This is a genomic window from Caulobacter sp. FV1ye6ST, assembly GCF_058681225.1.
On the sequence record NZ_CM178733.1, the window covers coordinates 1 to 20,173 of the forward strand.

General features: G+C 64.1%; 11 protein-coding genes, 3 tRNA genes, 3 rRNA genes, 2 pseudogenes and 1 other annotated feature. Of the genes and pseudogenes, 15 read left to right on the forward strand and 4 right to left on the reverse strand.

The genetic code is table 11. From position 1 onward, the window contains the following. The first annotated feature begins 515 nt into the window (after positions 1 to 515). From ACW175_RS00005 to ACW175_RS00045, 9 genes and pseudogenes are all read left to right on the forward strand, one after another. Positions 516 to 2,001: ribosomal RNA gene (locus ACW175_RS00005) — 16S ribosomal RNA — on the forward strand. 189 nt (positions 2,002 to 2,190) lie between these two features. Then, a tRNA-Ile gene (locus ACW175_RS00010) sits at positions 2,191 to 2,267 on the forward strand. 67 nt (positions 2,268 to 2,334) lie between these two features. Next, positions 2,335 to 2,410: transfer RNA gene (locus tag ACW175_RS00015), tRNA-Ala, on the forward strand. 290 nt (positions 2,411 to 2,700) lie between these two features. Further along, positions 2,701 to 5,489 (forward strand): 23S ribosomal RNA (locus tag ACW175_RS00020). Between the two features lie 115 nt (positions 5,490 to 5,604). Next, positions 5,605 to 5,719: ribosomal RNA gene (gene rrf / locus ACW175_RS00025) — 5S ribosomal RNA — on the forward strand. The 16S, 23S and 5S rRNA genes sit together here with 3 tRNA genes alongside, the layout of an rRNA operon. A gap of 62 nt (positions 5,720 to 5,781) precedes the next feature. Beyond that, a tRNA-Met gene (locus ACW175_RS00030) sits at positions 5,782 to 5,858 on the forward strand. A 341-nt stretch (positions 5,859 to 6,199) separates the two neighbouring features. After that, a pseudogene (locus tag ACW175_RS00035) lies at positions 6,200 to 7,409 on the forward strand (IS3 family transposase); the annotation flags it as partial. Next, positions 6,484 to 6,600: a sequence feature (AL1L pseudoknot), on the forward strand. It overlaps the preceding pseudogene by 117 nt. Before the next feature lie 30 nt (positions 7,410 to 7,439). Next, positions 7,440 to 7,739 (forward strand): DUF3024 domain-containing protein, encoded by a 300-nt coding sequence (locus tag ACW175_RS00040; protein ID WP_492104863.1) that lies wholly within the window; start codon positions 7,440 to 7,442, stop codon positions 7,737 to 7,739. 188 nt (positions 7,740 to 7,927) lie between these two features. Continuing rightward, on the forward strand, positions 7,928 to 8,152 hold the full coding sequence (locus tag ACW175_RS00045; RefSeq protein WP_492102656.1) for a hypothetical protein: 225 nt from the start codon (positions 7,928 to 7,930) through the stop codon (positions 8,150 to 8,152). A gap of 114 nt (positions 8,153 to 8,266) precedes the next feature. Here ACW175_RS00045 and ACW175_RS00050 read toward each other — a convergent pair whose 3' ends face one another. After that, positions 8,267 to 10,303 carry a phytase gene (locus ACW175_RS00050; protein ID WP_492102657.1) on the reverse strand — a complete coding sequence of 679 codons (2,037 nt, stop codon included), beginning with the start codon at positions 10,301 to 10,303 and terminating at the stop codon, positions 8,267 to 8,269. Positions 10,304 to 10,396: 93 nt separating this feature from the next. After that, a complete protein-coding gene (locus tag ACW175_RS00055; RefSeq protein WP_492102658.1) occupies positions 10,397 to 11,878 on the reverse strand; it encodes a CYTH and CHAD domain-containing protein in 1,482 nt (493 codons plus the stop codon). Positions 11,879 to 11,977: 99 nt separating this feature from the next. Between ACW175_RS00055 and bioB the strand changes: the two genes are divergently transcribed. Further along, on the forward strand, positions 11,978 to 13,021 hold the full coding sequence (bioB, locus tag ACW175_RS00060) for a biotin synthase BioB (RefSeq protein WP_492102659.1): 1,044 nt from the start codon (positions 11,978 to 11,980) through the stop codon (positions 13,019 to 13,021). A gap of 369 nt (positions 13,022 to 13,390) precedes the next feature. On the opposite strand, the pseudogene ACW175_RS00065 reads toward bioB, so the two are convergent. After that, positions 13,391 to 13,464: pseudogene (locus ACW175_RS00065) on the reverse strand (hypothetical protein); the annotation flags it as partial. Between the two features lie 1,024 nt (positions 13,465 to 14,488). Here ACW175_RS00065 and ACW175_RS00070 point away from each other — a divergent pair. Then, positions 14,489 to 14,797 carry a hypothetical protein gene (locus ACW175_RS00070; RefSeq protein ID WP_492102660.1) on the forward strand — a complete coding sequence of 103 codons (309 nt, stop codon included), beginning with the start codon at positions 14,489 to 14,491 and terminating at the stop codon, positions 14,795 to 14,797. A 187-nt stretch (positions 14,798 to 14,984) separates the two neighbouring features. Here the strand turns inward: ACW175_RS00070 and ACW175_RS00075 are convergent, their stop codons facing one another. Beyond that, positions 14,985 to 16,685, reverse strand: a complete 1,701-nt coding sequence (locus ACW175_RS00075) for a hypothetical protein (protein ID WP_492102661.1) — start codon at positions 16,683 to 16,685, stop codon at positions 14,985 to 14,987. 221 nt (positions 16,686 to 16,906) lie between these two features. Here ACW175_RS00075 and chvI point away from each other — a divergent pair, with 221 nt between their 5' ends. From chvI to ACW175_RS00095, 4 genes are all read left to right on the forward strand, one after another. Continuing rightward, positions 16,907 to 17,626, forward strand: coding sequence for a two-component response regulator ChvI (gene chvI, locus ACW175_RS00080; protein ID WP_099575376.1), 720 nt, complete (start codon positions 16,907 to 16,909; stop codon positions 17,624 to 17,626). Beyond that, positions 17,601 to 19,220 (forward strand): two-component sensor histidine kinase ChvG, encoded by a 1,620-nt coding sequence (chvG, locus tag ACW175_RS00085; RefSeq protein ID WP_492102662.1) that lies wholly within the window; start codon positions 17,601 to 17,603, stop codon positions 19,218 to 19,220. The genes chvI and chvG overlap by 26 nt, the downstream gene beginning before the upstream one ends. Before the next feature lie 35 nt (positions 19,221 to 19,255). Then, on the forward strand, positions 19,256 to 19,687 hold the full coding sequence (locus tag ACW175_RS00090) for an HPr kinase/phosphorylase (RefSeq protein ID WP_492104864.1): 432 nt from the start codon (positions 19,256 to 19,258) through the stop codon (positions 19,685 to 19,687). A 75-nt stretch (positions 19,688 to 19,762) separates the two neighbouring features. Continuing rightward, entirely contained in the window at positions 19,763 to 20,170 is a 408-nt protein-coding gene (locus ACW175_RS00095; protein ID WP_492102663.1) for a PTS sugar transporter subunit IIA, read from the forward strand. The last annotated feature ends 3 nt before the right edge of the window (positions 20,171 to 20,173 follow it).

Sequence of the window (20,173 nt, forward strand, 5' to 3'; positions counted from 1 at the left end):
CTTCGTTAGAAGCCGCCCTCCGAGAAATGCTAAGGAGTTCTTCGGGGCTTTTGAGTATTTCGGACTGGTCTAGTTTTTGTTTCTTTTGAAATAAGTGCTTGACTGGTTTCGGTGGTTTCTTTAGAAGCTGCCGGCTCTGCCGAAGACCTCCGGGTTGGTTGGCGGTGAGGTCGGAAAGTTTTGAAAAAAACGATTTGACACGGAATTCGAGGTTCGCTAGATAGCCGCCTCCGCCGACACCGGGCGCTAAACGGTGGGGTCGCTCCGGCGGTTCGGGTCTTTGACATTGTTGATTTGGAAAGAGAAACGCAGGCGGCGGCGCTCTGGCGGTAGACTTTAGGTCTACCTTCGACGCTGACAAATGCGGTCTCTTGAAGACACCATGAATATCATGGACTGGAAACTTCGGTTTTCATTTCATCGATGTGATTGGGAACTCGTCAAGATACTATGCAAACCAGATACCTGGTTCTGGGTTTTCCCCCGGGACTGGAAGTCTGATGTCAATGTCAACTCAACCTGAGAGTTTGATCCTGGCTCAGAGCGAACGCTGGCGGCAGGCCTAACACATGCAAGTCGAACGGATCCTTCGGGATTAGTGGCGGACGGGTGAGTAACACGTGGGAACGTGCCTTTTGGTTCGGAACAACTCAGGGAAACTTGAGCTAATACCGGATAAGCCCTTCGGGGGAAAGATTTATCGCCATTAGAGCGGCCCGCGTAGGATTAGCTAGTTGGTGGGGTAAAGGCCCACCAAGGCTACGATCCTTAGCTGGTCTGAGAGGATGATCAGCCACATTGGGACTGAGACACGGCCCAAACTCCTACGGGAGGCAGCAGTGGGGAATCTTGCGCAATGGGCGAAAGCCTGACGCAGCCATGCCGCGTGAATGATGAAGGTCTTAGGATTGTAAAATTCTTTCACCGGGGACGATAATGACGGTACCCGGAGAAGAAGCCCCGGCTAACTTCGTGCCAGCAGCCGCGGTAATACGAAGGGGGCTAGCGTTGCTCGGAATTACTGGGCGTAAAGGGAGCGTAGGCGGACTGTTTAGTCAGAGGTGAAAGCCCAGGGCTCAACCTTGGAATTGCCTTTGATACTGGCAGTCTTGAGTACGGAAGAGGTATGTGGAACTCCGAGTGTAGAGGTGAAATTCGTAGATATTCGGAAGAACACCAGTGGCGAAGGCGACATACTGGTCCGTTACTGACGCTGAGGCTCGAAAGCGTGGGGAGCAAACAGGATTAGATACCCTGGTAGTCCACGCCGTAAACGATGAGTGCTAGTTGTCGGCATGCATGCATGTCGGTGACGCAGCTAACGCATTAAGCACTCCGCCTGGGGAGTACGGTCGCAAGATTAAAACTCAAAGGAATTGACGGGGGCCCGCACAAGCGGTGGAGCATGTGGTTTAATTCGAAGCAACGCGCAGAACCTTACCACCTTTTGACATGCCCGGACCACCAGAGAGATCTGGCTTTCCCTTCGGGGACTGGGACACAGGTGCTGCATGGCTGTCGTCAGCTCGTGTCGTGAGATGTTGGGTTAAGTCCCGCAACGAGCGCAACCCTCGCGATTAGTTGCCATCAGGTTTGGCTGGGCACTCTAATCGTACTGCCGGAGTTAATCCGGAGGAAGGCGGGGATGACGTCAAGTCCTCATGGCCCTTACAAGGTGGGCTACACACGTGCTACAATGGCGACTACAGAGGGCTGCAATCCCGCGAGGGGGAGCCAATCCCTAAAAGTCGTCTCAGTTCGGATTGTTCTCTGCAACTCGAGAGCATGAAGTTGGAATCGCTAGTAATCGCGGATCAGCATGCCGCGGTGAATACGTTCCCGGGCCTTGTACACACCGCCCGTCACACCATGGGAGTTGGCTTTACCCGAAGGCGCTGCGCTAACTCGCAAGAGAGGCAGGCGACCACGGTAGGGTCAGCGACTGGGGTGAAGTCGTAACAAGGTAGCCGTAGGGGAACCTGCGGCTGGATCACCTCCTTTCTAAGGATGCTTCTCCAGCCTCTCACGAGGCTATTGAAGCTCCAATTAGTGCGCTAGACGCACACAAATGAGCGGATCGCCGCCGTCTTCGTTTCTCTTTCCACTTGTTCTGGACCGTCGAGGTTCAGGACACGATCGCGAGCCCTGGAGCGGGTCAGACTGTTGTCTGATCTGATCTGAGCGGCCTATGGGCCCGTAGCTCAGTTGGTTAGAGCGCACGCTTGATAAGCGTGAGGTCATAAGTTCAAGTCTTATCGGGCCTACCACTCTTCCATCCTACGGATCCGCAACCGACCAGTTCCCCGCTGGGCAAGCAACTCACACCGAGTGTGAGGGGCCATAGCTCAGTTGGTAGAGCGCCTGCTTTGCAAGCAGGATGTCGTCGGTTCGAATCCGTCTGGCTCCACCATTTTTCCTCGCAATCCTCGCTACCGCTTCGCTGCTTGAGCGAGGCTAGCTGGTAGGGTTGGGAAAATCGCGATCGAGGATGATCAAGTTTGCGCTGGCTCTTGAGCCAGTTGCGAAATGACATTGTGAAGGCAGGGTTCCTCCGCCAACCGTAGCTCACCCCTGGGATACGGACCTGGTTTAAGGATGGACTTAAGAAGACATCATTGTCTGACTAAAGGTAGAGCTCATGCTCGAGGCCTTCCCGCGCGATGCGGCTAGGTCTCAAGAGGCATGGGTTTTGCTGAGAACGATCAAGCGCATAAGGGCTTCTGACGGATGCCTTGGCATTGAGAGGCGATGAAGGACGTGGCACGCTGCGATAAGAGCCGGGGAGGCGCGAGCACCCTTTGATCCGGCTATCTCCGAATGGGGAAACCCACCTTTATGGTCACCCAACTTAGTCTTGCCTTCGGGCAGGGCCAGGATTGGTTGATCAGAAGAGGTATAATGGGCTGAATACATAGGCTCCATTAAGCAAACCCGGGGAACTGAAACATCTCAGTACCCGGAGGAAAGGACATCAACCGAGACTCCCGTAGTAGTGGCGAGCGAACCGGGACCAGGCCAGTGCTGTCGTGACATAAAGCTGAATGTGCTGGGAAGCACAGCCATAGTGGGTGATAGCCCCGTAAGCGTCAAATAGCGACAGACTCGAGTAGGGCGGGACACGTGAAATCCTGTCTGAACATGGGGGGACCACCCTCCAAGCCTAAGTACTCCTCAATGACCGATAGCGAACAAGTACCGTGAGGGAAAGGTGAAAAGCACCCCGACAAGGGGAGTGAAACAGATCCTGAAATCGGAAGCCTACAAGCAGTCGGAGCCACCGAGCGTGGTGACGGCGTACCTTTTGTATAATGGGTCAGCGACTTCATGTGCCGTGCAAGCTTAAGCCGTTAGGTGTAGGCGCAGCGAAAGCGAGTCTGAATAGGGCGAATAAGTACGTCGCATGACGACCCGAAACCAGGTGATCTATCCATGAGCAGGATGAAGGTAAGGTAACACTTACTGGAGGTCCGAACCGGTGAATGTTGAAAAATTCTCGGATGACTTGTGGATAGGGGTGAAAGGCCAATCAAACCTGGACATAGCTGGTTCTCCGCGAAAACTATTTAGGTAGTGCCTCGGACGTATTCCTTGGGGGGTAGAGCACTGAATGGATGCGGGCGGCGCGAGCTGTACCAATTCTAATCAAACTCCGAATACCCAAGAGAACTATCCGGGAGACACACGGCGGGTGCTAACGTCCGTCGTGAAAAGGGAAACAACCCTAACCATCATCTAAGGCCCCCAAGTACTGGCTAAGTGGGAAACGATGTGGGTTTGCTTTGACAACCAGGATGTTGGCTTAGAAGCAGCCATCATTTAAAGAAAGCGTAACAGCTCACTGGTCAAGCGAACCTGCGCGGAAAATGTAACGGGGCTTAAGCCAGTCGCCGAAGGTATGGGTGTGCACTCTGTGCACGCGGTAGCGGAGCGTTCCGTAAGCCGATGAAGGTGAGGCGTGAGCCTTGCTGGAGGTATCGGAAGTGAGAATGCTGACATGAGTAGCGATAAAGAGGGTGAGAGACCCTCTCGCCGAAAGCCCAAGGGTTCCTGCGTAAAGCTAATCTGCGCAGGGTTAGTCGGCCCCTAAGGCGAGGCCGAAAGGCGTAGTCGATGGGAATCAGGTGAATATTCCTGAACCAGTTGGAAGTGACGGATCTGGTAAATTGTCGGGGCTTATTGGATTGCTCCCGGCAGTGAACAGGTCCCTGGAAATAACTCCAACGGAGACCGTACCCGAAACCGACACAGGTGGGCAGGTAGAGTATACCAAGGCGCTTGAGAGAACTGTGCTGAAGGAACTCGGCAAATTGCACGCGTAACTTCGGGATAAGCGTGACTCTCTTTTGGGCAACCAGATGAGAGTGGCACAAGCCAGGGGGTAGCGACTGTTTATCAAAAACACAGGGCTCTGCGAAGCCGCAAGGCGACGTATAGGGTCTGACGCCTGCCCGGTGCCTGAAGGTTAAAAGGAGGGGTGCAAGCTCTGAATTGAAGCCCAGGTAAACGGCGGCCGTAACTATAACGGTCCTAAGGTAGCGAAATTCCTTGTCGGGTAAGTTCCGACCTGCACGAATGGCGTAACGACTTCCCCACTGTCTCCAGCACAGGCTCAGCGAAATTGAATTCCCCGTGAAGATGCGGGGTTCCCGCGGTCAGACGGAAAGACCCTATGAACCTTTACTGCAGCTTCGCCTTGGCGTTAGCAACAACATGTGTAGGATAGGTGGGAGGCTATGAAACCGGGGCGCCAGTCTCGGTGGAGCCATCCTTGAAATACCACCCTTATTGTTGTTGACGTCTAACCGCGGCCCGTTATCCGGGTCCGGGACATGGCGTGGCGGGCAGTTTGACTGGGGCGGTCGCCTCCCAAAGTGTAACGGAGGCGCGCGATGGTGGGCTCAGACCGGTCGGAAATCGGTCGTCGAGTGCAATGGCATAAGCCCGCCTGACTGCGAGACTGACAAGTCGAGCAGAGACGAAAGTCGGCCATAGTGATCCGGTGGTCCTGCGTGGAAGGGCCATCGCTCAACGAATAAAAGGTACTCTAGGGATAACAGGCTGATTTTGCCCAAGAGTCCATATCGACGGCAAAGTTTGGCACCTCGATGTCGGCTCATCACATCCTGGGGCTGGAGCAGGTCCCAAGGGTTCGGCTGTTCGCCGATTAAAGTGGTACGTGAGCTGGGTTCAGAACGTCGTGAGACAGTTTGGTCCCTATCTGCCGTGGGTGTACGAGACTTGAGAGGATCTGTCCCTAGTACGAGAGGACCGGGATGGACACACCTCTGGTGGACCTGTCATGGCGCCAGCTGTGCAGCAGGGTAGCTAAGTGTGGAATAGATAACCGCTGAAAGCATCTAAGCGGGAAACTAACCTCAAAACAAGGTCTCGCTGAGAGCCGTGGAAGACCACCACGTTGATAGGCCGGGTGTGGAAGTGCGGCGACGCATGGAGCTTACCGGTACTAATAGCTCGATAGGCTTGATCGTTCTTCAGTCAAACCCATGCAATCGCATGGCTCTACTTCAGACACTGATGTCTTCTTCACAATCCTCATCCCAACGGGCGTGATCCCTGAGGGATGAGTGATATCCTTTTCGCTGACCTGGTGGCTTTGCCGGGGGTTCCCCACCCGATCCCATTCCGAACTCGGTCGTTAAGTCCCCCTGGGCCAATGGTACTTCGTCTCAAGGCGCGGGAGAGTAGGTCGCCGCCAGGTCCGCCAAAAGGATATCAAACCCCAAGTCCAAAACCCTGCATCACAATCTCGAAACACCCTGACGCGGGGTGGAGCAGCCCGGTAGCTCGTCAGGCTCATAACCTGAAGGTCACAGGTTCAAATCCTGTCCCCGCACCCAAGGCCTATACCGTAACACCACACACCCTGTCCGCGCGCGGATAGGGCTTTTTTGTACCTAGACGTGCAATCACCGGTGGCATAAACGCAACGCTCGCTGATTGGTGGGCTTGGGAATAACGCTTCCCATCTCCAGAACCCCGGTACCCCTCCGCCGTGAGCCGCCTTGCTGACGGGTAGCCTAGCCACGATGCTGCGTAAGCGGAGCCCCAACCCCACCTAGCGCCGGTGCGTGGTTCCTCGGATGGTGCGCGCCCTGATCTGGGGCGAGCTTAGCTCCATGACGATCTGAACCGCCCCGGGTTTGCCGGAGGCCCTAACTCCTGAGAGATAGGGTCCATGATGAGCAACAAGACGACGAACAAGTTTTCACCTGAGATTCGCGAACGAGCGGTGCGGATGGTGCTAGACCACGAGGGCGAGCATCCGTCTCGCTGGGCGGCGATGGTGTCGATCGCCGACAAGATTGGCTGCACGGCCCAGACACTGAACGAGTAGGTCAAGAAGACCGAGGTCGACGCGGGCAAGCGGGCAGGCGTGCCCAGCGACGTGGCCGAGAAGATGAAGGCGCTGGAGCGGGAGAACCGGGAGCTGCGCCAGGCCAACGAGATTCTGCGCAAGGCGTCGGCTTATTTCGCCCAGGCGGAGCTCGACCGCCCGTTCAAGAAATGATCGCCTTCATCGACGATCACCGAGGGGCTTACGGGGTCGAGCCGATCTGCAAGGTGCTGCCGATCGCCCCGTCCACCTACCGCGAGCGACTGGCCCAACGGCGCGATCCGGCGCGGCTGTCGGCCAGGGCGCGGCGGGACCAGGCGCTGAAGCCCGAGATCGCCCGCGTCTTCGCCGAGAACTTCGCCGTCTATGGCGTGCGCAAGGTCTGGCGGCAGATGCGCCGGGAGGGTTTCGAGGTCGCCCGGTGCACGGTGGCGCGCCTGATGGGTGAGCTTGGCCTTCAAGGGGTGATCCGCGGAAAGCCGGTGCGCACCACGATCAGCGACAAGGCCTCGCCCTGTCCGCTCGACCACGTGAACCGCCAGTTCCACGCCCCGGCGCCCGACCGACTGTGGCTGTCGGACTTCACCTACGTCGCCACCTGGGCGGGGTTTGTCTATGTGGCCTTCGTCATCGACGCCTATGCCCGGCGGATCGTGGGCTGGCGCGTCAGCCGCACCGCCCACGCCAGCTTCGTCCTCGATGCGCTGGACCAGGCCCTGCACGAACGCCGCCCGCAACATCGCGGCGGCCTCGTGCACCATTCGGACCGCGGCTCGCAATACGTCAGTATCAAGTACACGGAGCGATTAGCCGAGGCTGGCATTGAGCCTTCGGTTGGCAGCGTCGGCGACAGCTATGACAACGCCTTGGCCGAGACCATCAACGGTCTCTACAAAGCCGAGGTCATCCATCGGCGCGGCCCTTGGCGCTCCTACGAGGCCGTCGAGTACGCCACGCTTGAAACGCAGTTCGGCGAAGCCAATGGGTCGACTGGTTCAACAATCGCAGGCTCCTCGAGCCCATCGGCAATATCCCGCCCGCCGAAGCCGAAGCCGAAGCCGCCTGCCAGGCCTTCATCGATGGGGTGCTCAAGCCACGCTTCCTTCCAGCGGTGCAGCCCACCGAGTTCAACTATCCCGTCGACATCCAGGGCAAGTGGCAGGCCCATCGTTATCGCTTCCTCCAACGCTACCGATCAGGGTTTACCGACAACCTAGGCGAAGAGTTTGACGCCCCTTTTGTTCGCTTGGATTGGATCGCCGCCGACCGGTTCAATATCCAATGGCATCGCCACACCGGAGCCTGGTTTCTCCTGCATCGCGGCAAATCACTCGCCCAGGCCCTCAAGCTCATCGAGACTGACGGCCACCTCCATCCTCTTTAGGTCGCAATCTCGATGCGACGCTCAACGGATAGCTACCCCGCGGCCTACGCCGGATGGGTACGGACCGCGTCGGGTGTCGTGCAGTTTTTCTGACGGGGGAGCCAGAAGACCCCGATTCCGAGGCGGTCACTCAGCGGCTTAACTGACGGGCGCGGCGACGAGCCGCGATCGAAGCCCAGGAGACCGGGATGGATCCGCGCGAGGAAGTGGGTGAACGCGACCCGCCGGTTTGGGCGGCCGAGCCGATCGCCTGGGCTTCTTGCCTCGCTACGGCGATCCTGCCGACGGCCGTGCTGGACGCCGTGTTCCGCACACTGAAGACTCCCATGCCCGCCTCGGCGACCTTTGGCCTCTATGTCTGCGCCTTCACTCTCCTGGCCTGGATGGTCAAGCCCTGGTCGGCTCGGTCCTAGAGCATTTTCCGATCGGACTGGATCGGTGCAATGCTCTAGCCCTTTGTTTTAACGCATTTTCCGACGACGAACCGGTGTCCACTTCGTCCGAAAATGCTCTAGTCGCAATCCGGCTTAGAGCTTCAGCTTCGCGGCGATGGCCGACCAGGGCGCGAGCTTGAAGTTCTGGTGTTCGGGCGGCGAGATATTACGGCCGTCCTGGGCGACGAAGGCCCCGGCCTCCAGGCCCGCGCCCAACGAGGCGCTGGTGACGTCCAGGCCGTCGGTCTCCGAGATGCCGTCGACGCCGTTGTCGCCATTGGCGGTGACGGCGAAGCTGCCGACATAGGCGTTGCCGCCCTCGCGACGGAACACGGCGTAGCTGTTGTTGCCCTGGCTGGAAACGACCAGGTAACCCTTGCCGCCGGCCTGGGCGTAGAGGCCGACGCCTTCGAGGTCATCCTTCAGGGCCGGGTTGTCGGCGATCTTCACCACGGCCTTCCTGGCCTGGCCTGCCTTGGCGTCGGCGCCGAGCCTCCAGAGCGCCACGTCCTCCTCGGCGACATAGAGCGCGCCGGTCTCGTCGTCGGCCACGCAGCCTTCGGTCTGGGTGTCGAACCGGAGGTCGCGCACGGCCTGGGCGGCGACCTTGCCGGCGGGCGTGGCCGTCAGCTTCCACTGGCGCACCAGGCCGTCGGGATCGCTGATGAACACGAAGGTTCCGCCTTTTCGGTCGCGATACATGCACAGGCCGTATGGGTCCGAGAGGCCGGTGGCCTGGACGCCGTCGGCGACGTTGGTCAGCTGGCGGGTCTCCGGATCGAGGGTGTAGAGCGCGATGGCCTTGTGGGTCCGGTCGCTGGCCGCGACCAGGGTCACGATCTTGCCGCCCAACTTGAAGCCGCCCCGCAGGTCGACATTGTTCATCTTGCCGTCGGCCAGATATTGCAGGCGCTTGCCGGACAGGTCGTAGACCAGCAGGCCGCCCTTCTTGTCGGTGGCGATGATCGCGCTCTTGGCCGGATCGGTCGGATGCACCCAGATGGCCGGATCGTCGGCGGCGTCGCCGTCGTGACCGACCGGCTCGGTCTCCATGCTCGGATAGACGAGGGCGACCTTGCTGGGCGCGGCCGTCGGCGCGTCCTGGCCCGGCGAGAGGTTCAGCGCCGAGACGATGTCCCGCCACGAGATGATCTTGCTGTTGGCGCCGGCCTTGCGATCGTCGGCGATCAGCAGGGCGCCGCCGGGTAGGCCCCGGCCGACCGGGGCGCGGACGCCGGACAGGCCCGAGGGGGCCGCGATCGCCGCCGCGCCGTTCGCCTGGACCCTGAACGCGCCGACGAAGCGGTCCCCCGCGCTTCTGTCGTAGATGTTGTAGTCGCCAGCGTCGGCATTGGCCGCGACCAGATAGTCAGCGCCCTTGCCGCCGTTGATCACCGCCAGGCCGCCGACCTCGCCGGCGATATGGCCCAGGCGGTTGATGTCGACGATGGTCGGAACCGGATCAGCCTCCGGATCGGCGTCGTAGCGCCAGATGCCGACGGCCTTTTGGGCGACATAGAGCGCGCCGCTGGCGTCATCGGCGACGCAGTATTTGGCTTCGGACGACAGGCGCAGCGTGCGGACGACGCGACCGTCGATCTTGCCGTCGGCGGTCGGATAGAGCAGCCACTGGTCCAGCTGACCCTCGCGGCCCATGGCGAAGGCGTAGAGCGCGCCGTCGCGGGCGCTGCGGTGCAGGCAGATCCCTTCGCCGGAATAGCCGAGCAGCAGCGGACGCGCGTCGATCGTCGTGGTCTCGCCGCTGAGGTAGTCGCGGCCGAACAGGCGCAGGCGGCCGGCCTGGCGGTCCAGCGCGGCCAATAGAGCGCGCTGGCCGTCGTCGCGGGTGTCGACCGCATAGACCTCGCCGCCCGGGATGGCGGCGATGCGCTGGCCGTCCAGGCCGTAGAGCTCGAGGCCTCCCAGCTTGGCGCTGGCGGCGATCACGCTGCGCGCCGGATCCTTCGGGTCGCGCAGGAGGGCCACGGCGTTGGCGCCGCCTTGGGTGGTTGGGACCGTCGCGCCGATGACGCCGACGGCGGGCGAGACGGCCGAAGCGGCGGTCTGGGCCAGAACCGGAGTCGCGGTCAGCAGGGCCAGCAGGCTGGCGGTCAGTGTCAGGCGGTTCATGGCGTCGGCCCCTCGTGCTCGGCGGCCTGCCCCCCGCGACCCCGTTTCGTCCGGATACCGCGCGTCGATGACAGCGGCGTGAGGCTGTCGGTCTCACCAGAAGGGTTTGGCGTCCAGCAGCGCCCTCAGCGCCTCGCGGGCCGCATCCAAGAGGGCGTCCTCGTCGTCGGCCATGACCACGCGCGAGACGTCGCGGGCCAGATTCGCGTCGCCCTGGGTCACCGTCTCGACCAGGGTCTGGCGGACGCCGCGGTCGTTGAGCGCGCCCAGCGCCTCCTGCACCGCCCGCGAGGCCTGCAGGAACCGCTCGACCCGCTTGGGATGGTCGGGAAACAGCGGGCTGAGATCCTCGGCCGCGTAGCGCAGGGTCTTGCCCTTGAGCCGCAGCCGATGGCGGTCGTGGGCGTCGAGCTCGTCGAAATGCTTGGCCCGGGCCTTCACCGGCTTGAGGCGGTGATCCAGCACGCGGGCGGAGAAGGCGTCCGCGCGGCTGTCGCGCAAGGCCGCCAAATCCGTATCCGTCGTCCAGGCGCCGGTCTCGAGCCAAGCCGCCGCCTCCAGCAGAACCTCGCGCGCCCGGCCGCTGGTCGCCGCGGCCTCCATGCGCAGATAGGCGTTGGCGCGGGCCGCGTTCAGGGCGCGTTCGAAGTCGTCGCGGCCAGCGAAGGCCGCGCCGCTTCCGGCTTCGCGCCAGACCTCGCCGATGAAGACGTCCAGGTCGCGAGCCGCGTCGAACTCGGCCGCCAGCCAGTGAAGGCCTTCGTCTAGCAGCTGGGCGGCGGCGTCTTCGGCCAGGGGCTTGAAGATCTTCAGCAGCGCCCGCAGGCGGCGACTGGCGACGCGGGCCTGGTGGACGCCCTCGGGCTCGGGCCGCTCCCGCAGCGATTCCAGCGCCGCGCACAGATGGGCGAGATCCGCGTGACCCAGGGCCTGCAACGCCTCGCCGACGCTGGCGTGGCGGTCCAGCGTCGCGGTCTGGCGGCGGGGCGAGACGGGCGCGTCGCCGGCGGCCAGGCCGTAGCCGCGCTCGGCCTTGCTGACCAGCGACAGCCGCAGCGGGACGTGGCGGGCGATGTCGCGCGCCAGGTCGAACAGGGCGCTCGCTGGGCCGCTCTTCAGCTCCAGCTCCAGTTCGCAGACCGCCGCCTGGCGGTCGCCGGCCAGCAGCTTGCCCTGGTCGAGGGCCGCCTCGATCATCGCGCCGCCGACCTCGACCAGCCGCACCGTGCGTTGGACGCGGGTCGTGAACACCGGGCTCAGGGTCTGGCCTATCAGCATGGCCGCGGCCGGCGTGCGGCCCAGGGCGTCAGGGTCGGGCTCGGGCCCGGCGATCGGCTCTTCCCACTCACCGCGCGAGAACACGCCGCCGGCCGAGGCCGATTTCAGGGTCTGCTTGCGGCCGCCTTCGCCGTCACGCACCCGCAGGCCGAAGCCGGCCTTGCGCAAGGCATGACCGGGCGTGTCGAAATAGGTGGCGTCCAGCTGTCGCACCGCGCCATCGCCCTTCAGCTGGGCCAGGGTCTCGGGCGCCGCCTCGGGCGGGATCAGGAATTTCAGCTCGATCTCGCGATCCATGCCCTGACCAACTCCCGCGCGGCCCTTCGGCTCCCTTAGCGCTATGCCGCCTAGTCGACGTCTTGCCAAGTGTTTGGCGCGGGTCCAAACGTTCGCGCCATGAGTCAGATCAACGCTTCCCCCGTCTCCCCCCTGGCCCGCCACGACTGGACCCTCGCCGAGGTGGAGGCGCTGTTCGCGCGTCCGTTCATGGAACTGGTGTTCGACGCCGCGACCGTCCACCGCGCGCATTTCGATCCCTCGGAGATGCAGTTGTCGCAACTGTTGTCGGTCAAGACCGGCGGCTGCGCCGAGAACTGCGGCTATTGCAGCCAGTCGGCGCACTTCAAGACCGGTCTCAAGGCCGAGAAGCTGATGGCCGCCGACGACGTGGTGGCCAAGGCCCGCGCGGCCCGCGACGGCGGCGCCCAGCGCTTCTGCATGGGCGCGGCCTGGCGTGAGCTGAAGGACCGCGACCTGCCCAAGCTGACCGAGATGATCGGCGAGGTGAAGGCCCTGGGCCTTGAGACCTGCGCCACCCTGGGCATGCTGACCGCCGACCAGGCCAAGGCCCTGAAGGACGCGGGTCTCGACTACTACAACCACAACCTCGACACCGGCCCGGACTACTACAAGGACGTCGTCACCACGCGCACCTACCAGGAGCGCCTCGACACCCTGGCCCACGTCCGCGACGCCGGCATGAGCACCTGCTGCGGCGGCATCGTCGGCATGGGCGAGAGCCGCCGCGACCGCGCCGGCCTGCTGCACCAGCTGGCGACGCTGCCGGCTCACCCCGACAGCCTGCCGATCAACGGCCTTGTGCCCGTCAGCGGCACGCCGCTGGGCGACAAGGTCCTGGCTGAAGGCAAGGCCATCGACGCCATCGAGTTCGTCCGCACCATCGCCGTCGCCCGCATCGTCTGCCCGAAATCCATGGTCCGCCTGTCGGCCGGCCGCGAGGGCATGGGCCGCGAACTGCAGGCCCTGTGCTTCATGGCCGGCGCCAACTCGATCTTCGTCGGCGGCAAGCTGCTGACCACCCCGCTGCCCGGCCAGGACGAGGACAGCCAGCTGTTCCAGGACCTGGACCTGCGGCCGATGGGCGGCGCGGTCCGCGTCGAGGCCCATCACCACGACCACGAGATCGTCGCGGCGGAATAGGGCGCTGCGGCACGGCTCCGCCGCTTCACGCGGCGCGGCCGCTGAAGGGTATGGGGAGGCGAAGGTCACTGGAAAGGGACGCGGAGCGCCGGGCTACGCCCGGTGTGTGAGGGTGTAGGTACCGTTTCGACGAAGCTCGAACGCTCCGCGCGGTCGTTATCCGGAAGCGTGGCGCCGTGAGGGTGTTGACCTCCCGACGCCCTTGAAGCCTCCGACGGGCGGGCCGGATCGCGAAATCCGGTCCCGGTCGGGAGCCTTTCGACTCCCCTGTCGCTCTCCTCGGCCTGCATCCACCGTCGTTTTTGTGTTCCAGGGTCGACTACCTCGGGGATGGCGCAGTTGCGGAGCTTCCCCCGCGCCGACGAGCGCGCCCGCTCGATCGCCCCCCGTCGCCGCAACGGTCGCTGGCCATGCGCCCTTTCCTCGCGACGAGGTGGAGCCATTGTGCGGGCGTTCTGAACGCCGATCATTCAGGGGCGCGAAAAATCGACAAGCGATTGATTTCGTGGGGCTTGGCGCCGCGAACGCCGGGGATAGAGCCTCGCCAATCCCCTCGGCCCCACCGCCCCTTCCACCGTCATTCCCGCCCTTGTGGCGGGAACCCCTGGTTCAGCTGACACGTGAGACGCCTTGGCGGGCCGGCCCGCCATACCTCCGCACTTGCGGCGGACAGAGGGGTTCCCGCCACAAGGGCGGGAATGACGGGATGTTTTTGACACGGTGTTGAGCCATCCGACCCCCGAGGTCGGAGCCATCCTTACATCTCACGGCGAGACGATCGCAGTGCTGTCCAGGTCACTCCGCCGACACCGCTCACCGAGCGGCCGCTGGAGGCGGCCCTCGCCTGACTTGTGATTGGCCGCTCTCCTGCGACGATGTGGTCAGGAGGCCGCCATGGAGCCGATGGATGCCGTGGCCCACTGAAAGGAGGCAGGATCAGCAGTGGGGGAATTCCGTTTCGCCCCATAGTTGCCGCTTTGGCTCAAGACTATCTGTGCAGTTGTGGGCGGAAGTCAGTCGGATGGCGGAGGCTAGGCAAGGAAGGCGCAAGGGCCCAACACGGGTCTTTTTTCTTAGTCTCCTGTCTGTCTTGGCGGTTCACTTGGTGCTGTTCCTCGGCCTGGGCCAGTGGCGGCAGGCGAAGCCAGCGTGGGACGACTACGACACGCCTTCAACGTTAGTACTATTACTTCTACCCCGTCCGGAGCCGCCTGAGCAGAGGCCGCGGAAAGCAGTGTTAAAGTCGAGCGCGCGCAACTTACGCCGCAAGCCGCGGTGGCTTTGGATGCGACGCATTCTGAGGCTCGGGTCCGGGCAATGATGGCCGCGCCGCGTCGGCTCACAGATCAATTGAACGTCCCTTCCTCGGATGCGCCCCCCTTACAAAGCCCGAGCAGCGGCGGAGATGGCCGAGCGATCGACCATGACCGTCTATCTGCCGCCTTGAGGGGCGGGCAAAGATGTCGATTGAACGATTCTCGAATAAGCGCCGAAGAGCGCCAGCAATGCGACGAACGGCTCGGCGCGATGGCAAAAGCATCGACTCCGCTTGATGGTGCGACCATGTCGCCCGAAGCGCGCGCCGAGTTCGAGCTCGCATGGAAAGAAGATCACGCTCCGGCCAAATGGGCGCGGTTGGGCTGTTTTGTCCGATTTGGGCAAGGCAAGGTTGTGACCTATAAGCCAACCCGAGGTGTCAGTCTGGGTCCGTGTTTCTTCGCGACACCGAAAGCGACGCTTCAACCCGTGAAGCCGAAGGCCAAAGGCTTTGAATAGTTGAGAGTGGAGTTCGCAGCGAACGGATGTCGCCATAAGGTAACCCCGTGAGCGGGCAGCGCTTCACCTACCTGACTTGTCCCATGAATTTCGGTTGGCCCCTAAAACCTGCGTCCACCCTTCTCAGACCATCAGCACGGCTACCCTCGGCCGAACGATCCGCTGAAGGCGGGGAGGCGACCGCCTCCTAGGCCGCGTGCGCCAGCAGGGTCTTGAGCAGGTCCATGGTCTGGGGCGAGCCTGCCAGCTGTTCGCGCGAGGACGGATCGCGGGCCAGTTTCAGGGCTTCGAAGCGGGCCTTGTCAGCGACCGGGCCGGTGGGGCCGGCCTCGCCCATGGCCAGCTTGGCCAGCAGTTGCAGGCGGTGCGGCAGCGGCGCGGGGGCGCGGACCAGCATGGTCAGCAGGCGTGTGTCGGCCTCGATCAGCGCGCCGATTTCGCCCAGCTTGGCGCAAAGCGGCTCGAAGTCCTCGCGCACCAGGCCCGAGCGGACCAGCTGGCGCTGAAGCCCCGCCAGGTTGCTGAGCTTGGCGACGGGCGAGTCCGGCCCCGCGCGCAGTTCCTTCTCGAAGCGCATGGCGCTGATATTGGCGTTCAGCCAGCGGCCGGCGTTGCGCTTGTTGACCGCGCCCATGACGTTCTCGGCCAGGCGGATCAGCATCTTGATCTCTTCATAGGCCGAGCGGTCGCGGCCCAGCAGCGCCTCGATGAAGTCGCCGTTGAGCAGGGTCTTGGAGCGGGTCGTGAAGGCGTTCTGGATGTCCTCGGCCTGGAGGATGCGTCCGGCGGCGGCCGTCAGGCTCATGGCCAGGGCGCGCAGATATTCGATCTCGGCCTCGGCCTCGGTGGGCTTGAGGCGGCGCACGCCGTTCAGTTCGGTCAGCACGCGTTCGGCGATGGCCTTGCGCACGCTCGGGAAGTTTTCGCCGGCCAGCCATTCGCCGAGGCGACGCGCGGTGCCCGACAGCTCCGGCATGACGGCGCGGACGCCGGATTCGATCTTGATCAGGGCTTCCACGGCCATACCGCCCGTCAGGCGGGTCATGGCCGCCAGGGTGACGCCCAGGTCCTGGTTGGTGGTGTCCAGCAGGTCGGCCATGCCGGCGCGCGAGCCGATGATCTCGGCCAGCGGCTGCTCGATGGCCTGGAGCGCGGCGAAGCGGGCGCGCGGCTCTTCCGGGGCGGCGTCGGCCAGGTCCAGCAGGCGGGCGATCTTGGCCGACCAGCTGACCGCCGGGGCGATCGAGGCGGCGACGCCGGCGCCCAGCAGGAAGGCGCGGTCCGGGTCGGCGACCAGGCGCTCGGCGGCTTTCGCGAAGCCTTCCTTGTCGAGGTCCGGCAGGGTCCCCTTCTTGAAGGCCTTCATCAGGTTGGCGACGGTGCGCTCGACCAAGCCCTGGAAGTGGCGGATGACCTCGTGCACGGACTGGCCGCGCGCCTCGGCTTCCGGAATGGCGATCTTCTGCAGCGCGTGCTGCAGGTCGGTGCCGGACGCCTCGAGCTTCTCGACGAGATCGGGGCGGTGCAGCAGTTCGAACGGGGTGGCCTTGTGCCGGGCCAGGAAGCCTTCCAGCAGGCGGCCGATGCGGTCGCGAGCGTGGGAGGTGTAGAGGTCGGCGGGCTGCACGCAGAGGGGGTCGCGGTCCTCGACCTCCTTCTTGGGCTTGCCGCCGTCGACCAGCCCCTTGGTGAAGATGGCGATCGACTTGTATTCGCCGGTGGCCTCGTCGAGCGTTTCCTTGCTGACGCGCACGGCGACGGCGCGATTCTGAACAAGGACGTCCTCGGCGACCTGCAGCGCGTGCGCACGGTTTTCCGAGGCGATCTCCAGCGTCCACTGGGCCCCGACTTTCCGCCGGACAAACAACTCGTAATGGACTTGGCTCATGCCCGCCCCGCTTCAGGAGGCCCCACTATGGGTGTCCAGACCTTAAGGTGAGGTTGAGGGAACCCGCGCCCGACGCCGCCCCGCGCCGCAATCGCGCCTTCGTGGAGCCGCAAAGCCCAGGAAGAAGCAGGGAAAGCTTTACCGCGCCATGCGTTGAAGCCAGGACGTTCGACCGATAGGATCGATCGACGCAAGATAAGGCTAAGGACAAGAACGACCAGATGGCCGCCATCACGCTCATTGACGACGACGAAAACATCGTCGCCTCGGTCTCGCTGGCTCTCGAAAGCCACGGTCACGCGGTGAAGGCCTATTACGACGGGGTCGCCGGTCTCGAAGGCGTCGAGGCCAGCCCGCCGGACCTGGTCATCCTCGACGTGAAGATGCCGCGCATGGACGGGATGGAGGTGCTGCGGCGCCTGCGCCAGACGTCCGAGATCCCGGTGATCATGCTGACGTCGAAGGACGACGAGATCGACGAGATCCTGGGCTTCAACCTCGGCGCCGACGACTACATGCACAAGCCGTTCAGCCAGCGCCTGCTGCTGGAGCGGGTCAAGGCCGTGCTGCGCCGCGCCCGTCCGGACGACGAGGACCTGGCGCCCATGGCCGGCTCGGCCGCCGCGGCGGCGGGCTCCAAGGTCATGAAGCGCGGCAAGCTGACCCTCGATCCGGCCCGCCACGACAGCCTGTGGGACGGCCGCCCCGTGCGCCTGACGGTCACCGAGTTTCTGCTGCTGCAGGCCCTGGCCCAGCGTCCGGGCTTCGTGAAGAGCCGCGACAACCTGATGGACGCCGCCTACGACGATCAGGTCTATGTCGACGACCGCACGATCGACAGCCACATCAAGCGCATGCGCAAGAAGTTCCGTCAGGTCGATCCCGAGTTCGATTCCATCGAGACCCTGTACGGCGTTGGCTACCGTTACCGCGAGTCCTGAGGCCGCGAGCCCCTCTGAAGCCCCCAAGGCCAGACGACGCTTCGTCTGGCCGCGCGGGTCCAGGCTGGGCCGGCTGATCATCGTCCTCAACGTGCTGGCCCTGGCGATCGTGGTCGTCGGGGCCCTGGTGCTGAACGAACTGCGAAGCGGTCTGATCGCCGCCCGCGCCGACAGCCTGACCACCCAGGGCGAGCTGATCGCCAACGTCATCGACCAGACCGCCACGGTCGGCGAGCCCGAGCCCGCGCTCGACCCCTATGTCGCCAGCCAGCTGCTGCAGGTGCTGTTCATCCCGCGCAACCAGCGGGCCCGCCTGTTCGACGCCCACGGCAAGACGCTGGCCGATTCGTTCGTGGTAGCCGACCGGGTCGACTGGAAGGTGCTGCCGCCGGCCCGCAAGCCGGGCGACAAGGACGCGCCGCCGCACCTGACCCCCGCCGCCCAGGCCCGCGCGGACAAGGCCCGCAAGGCCCTGGCCGACGAGATCGCCCAGGCCATGAAGGGCCGCCCGGTGGCTGGAACCCGCGTGGCCGAGGACGGCGAGCGGGTGGTGTCGGTGTCGATCCCGATCCAGCATGTCCGCGCCGTGCTGGGGGTCCTGACCCTGGAGGCCGGCGACGTCGACGAGATCATCTCGGCCGAGCGCAAGGCGCTCTTGCCGTTCATCATCGTGGCCATGGTCGCGATCGTGATGTCCAGCGTGTTGCTGCACCGCCTGATCGCCGTGCCGGTGCTGCGCCTGGCCCGCGCCGCCGACCACGTTCGCCTTCAAGGGGCCAGGGCCATCTCCCTGCCCGATCTGTCCGAGCGCCGCGACGAGTTGGGCGACCTGTCGCGCTCGCTGGAGGACATGACCCACTCGCTGTCCGAGCGCATGGACGCCATCGAGCGCTTCGCCGCCGACGTGGCCCACGAGATCAAGAACCCGCTGACCTCGATCCGCTCGGCCATCGAGACCCTGGACCTGGTCACCGACCCCGCCGCCCGCGCGCGGCTGCTGGCCATCCTGCAGAACGACGTCAACCGCCTGGACCGCCTGGTCACCGACATCTCCAACGCCTCGCGGCTGGACGCGGAGCTGTCGCGCGAGCATCCCAAGGCGATCGACCTGTCCAAGCTGCTGGCCGAGGTCTCCAGTCTCTATGAAACCCAGCTGCGGCCGGGCCCGGCGCCGGGCAGCGTGCGGGTGCGGTTCGCGGCCGAGATCTCCCGCCCGACCCTGGTGCTGGCCCGCGAGACGCCGATCGGCCAGGTGTTCCGCAACCTGATCGACAACGCCCGCTCGTTCAGCCCCGACGAGGGCGAGGTGCGGGTCTCGCTGTCCCGCACGCGCGGCAAGCCTACCGTGGCGGTGATCGTCGACGACGACGGCCCAGGCATGCCGCCCGACAATCTGGAGACCATCTTCGAGCGCTTCTACACCTCGCGCCCCAAGGGCCGGGCGTTCGGCGGCAATTCGGGCCTGGGCCTGTCGATCGCCCGCCAGATCGTCGAGGCGCACGGCGGTCTGATCCACGCCGAAAACCGCAAGAACGAGGCCGGGGCCGTGATCGGCGCCCGCTTCGTGGTCGAGCTGCCGGAAGTCCGGGAGTGATTCGGCCGGAGACCCCGCCAGGCGCGCCGTCCGAGATCCGTCACGCCGGCCTGATCGCCCGCCGCCACGACGGCCTGTGGCGAGGCGCCCTGATCGAGGGGCCGTCGGGCGTCGGCAAGAGCGACCTGGCCCTGCGCGCCCTCGACGCCGGCTTCCGGCTGGTCGCCGACGACCGGGTCGTGGTCTTCGCCGCCGCAGGCCGCCTCTATGGCAAGCCGCCGGAAACCCTGGCCGGCCTGATCGAGGTGCGCGGCCTGGGTGTTATCGACGTCTGCGCCTTGCCCTTCTGCCAGGTGGCGCTGGTCATCCGCTGCGTCGCCGACCCCGCCGCCGTCGAGCGTCTGCCCGACCCGCGCACCGAAACGATCGCGGGTGTTTCCGTTCCCGTTTTCGACCTGTGGCCGCGAGAACCCGCCGCCCCGGCGAAAATAAGACGCATGATGCAGTCTCTTGGAGTCGCTCTCTAACGAGCGTATCAAGGCCGCCCGCGCGACGCTCTCCCGGTCGCCGCGGGAATGGGGATCCCTGTTGAGATACAAGGCATGATCGGGCTCGTGATCGTGACGCACGGGCGTCTGGCGGAAGAGTTCATCTCCGCCATGGAGCATGTGGTCGGGCCGCAGGCCGCCGTGAAGGCGATCTGCATCGGCCCCGAAGACGACATGGAACGCCGCCGTTCCGACATCTTGAAGGCTTGCGCCGAGGTCGACACCGACGGTGACGGCGTTATCCTGCTGACCGATATGTTCGGCGGCACGCCCAGCAACCTGGCCATCTCGGTCATGGAGCAGACCAAGGCCGAGGTCATCGCCGGCCTGAACCTGCCCATGCTGATCAAGCTGGCCAGCGTGCGCCAGCGCGAAAACCTGCAGACCTGCGTGGCCCACGCCCAGGAGGCTGGACGCAAGTACATCTCCGTGGCCTCCTACGTGCTCGCGGGGGAAAAGTAGGGA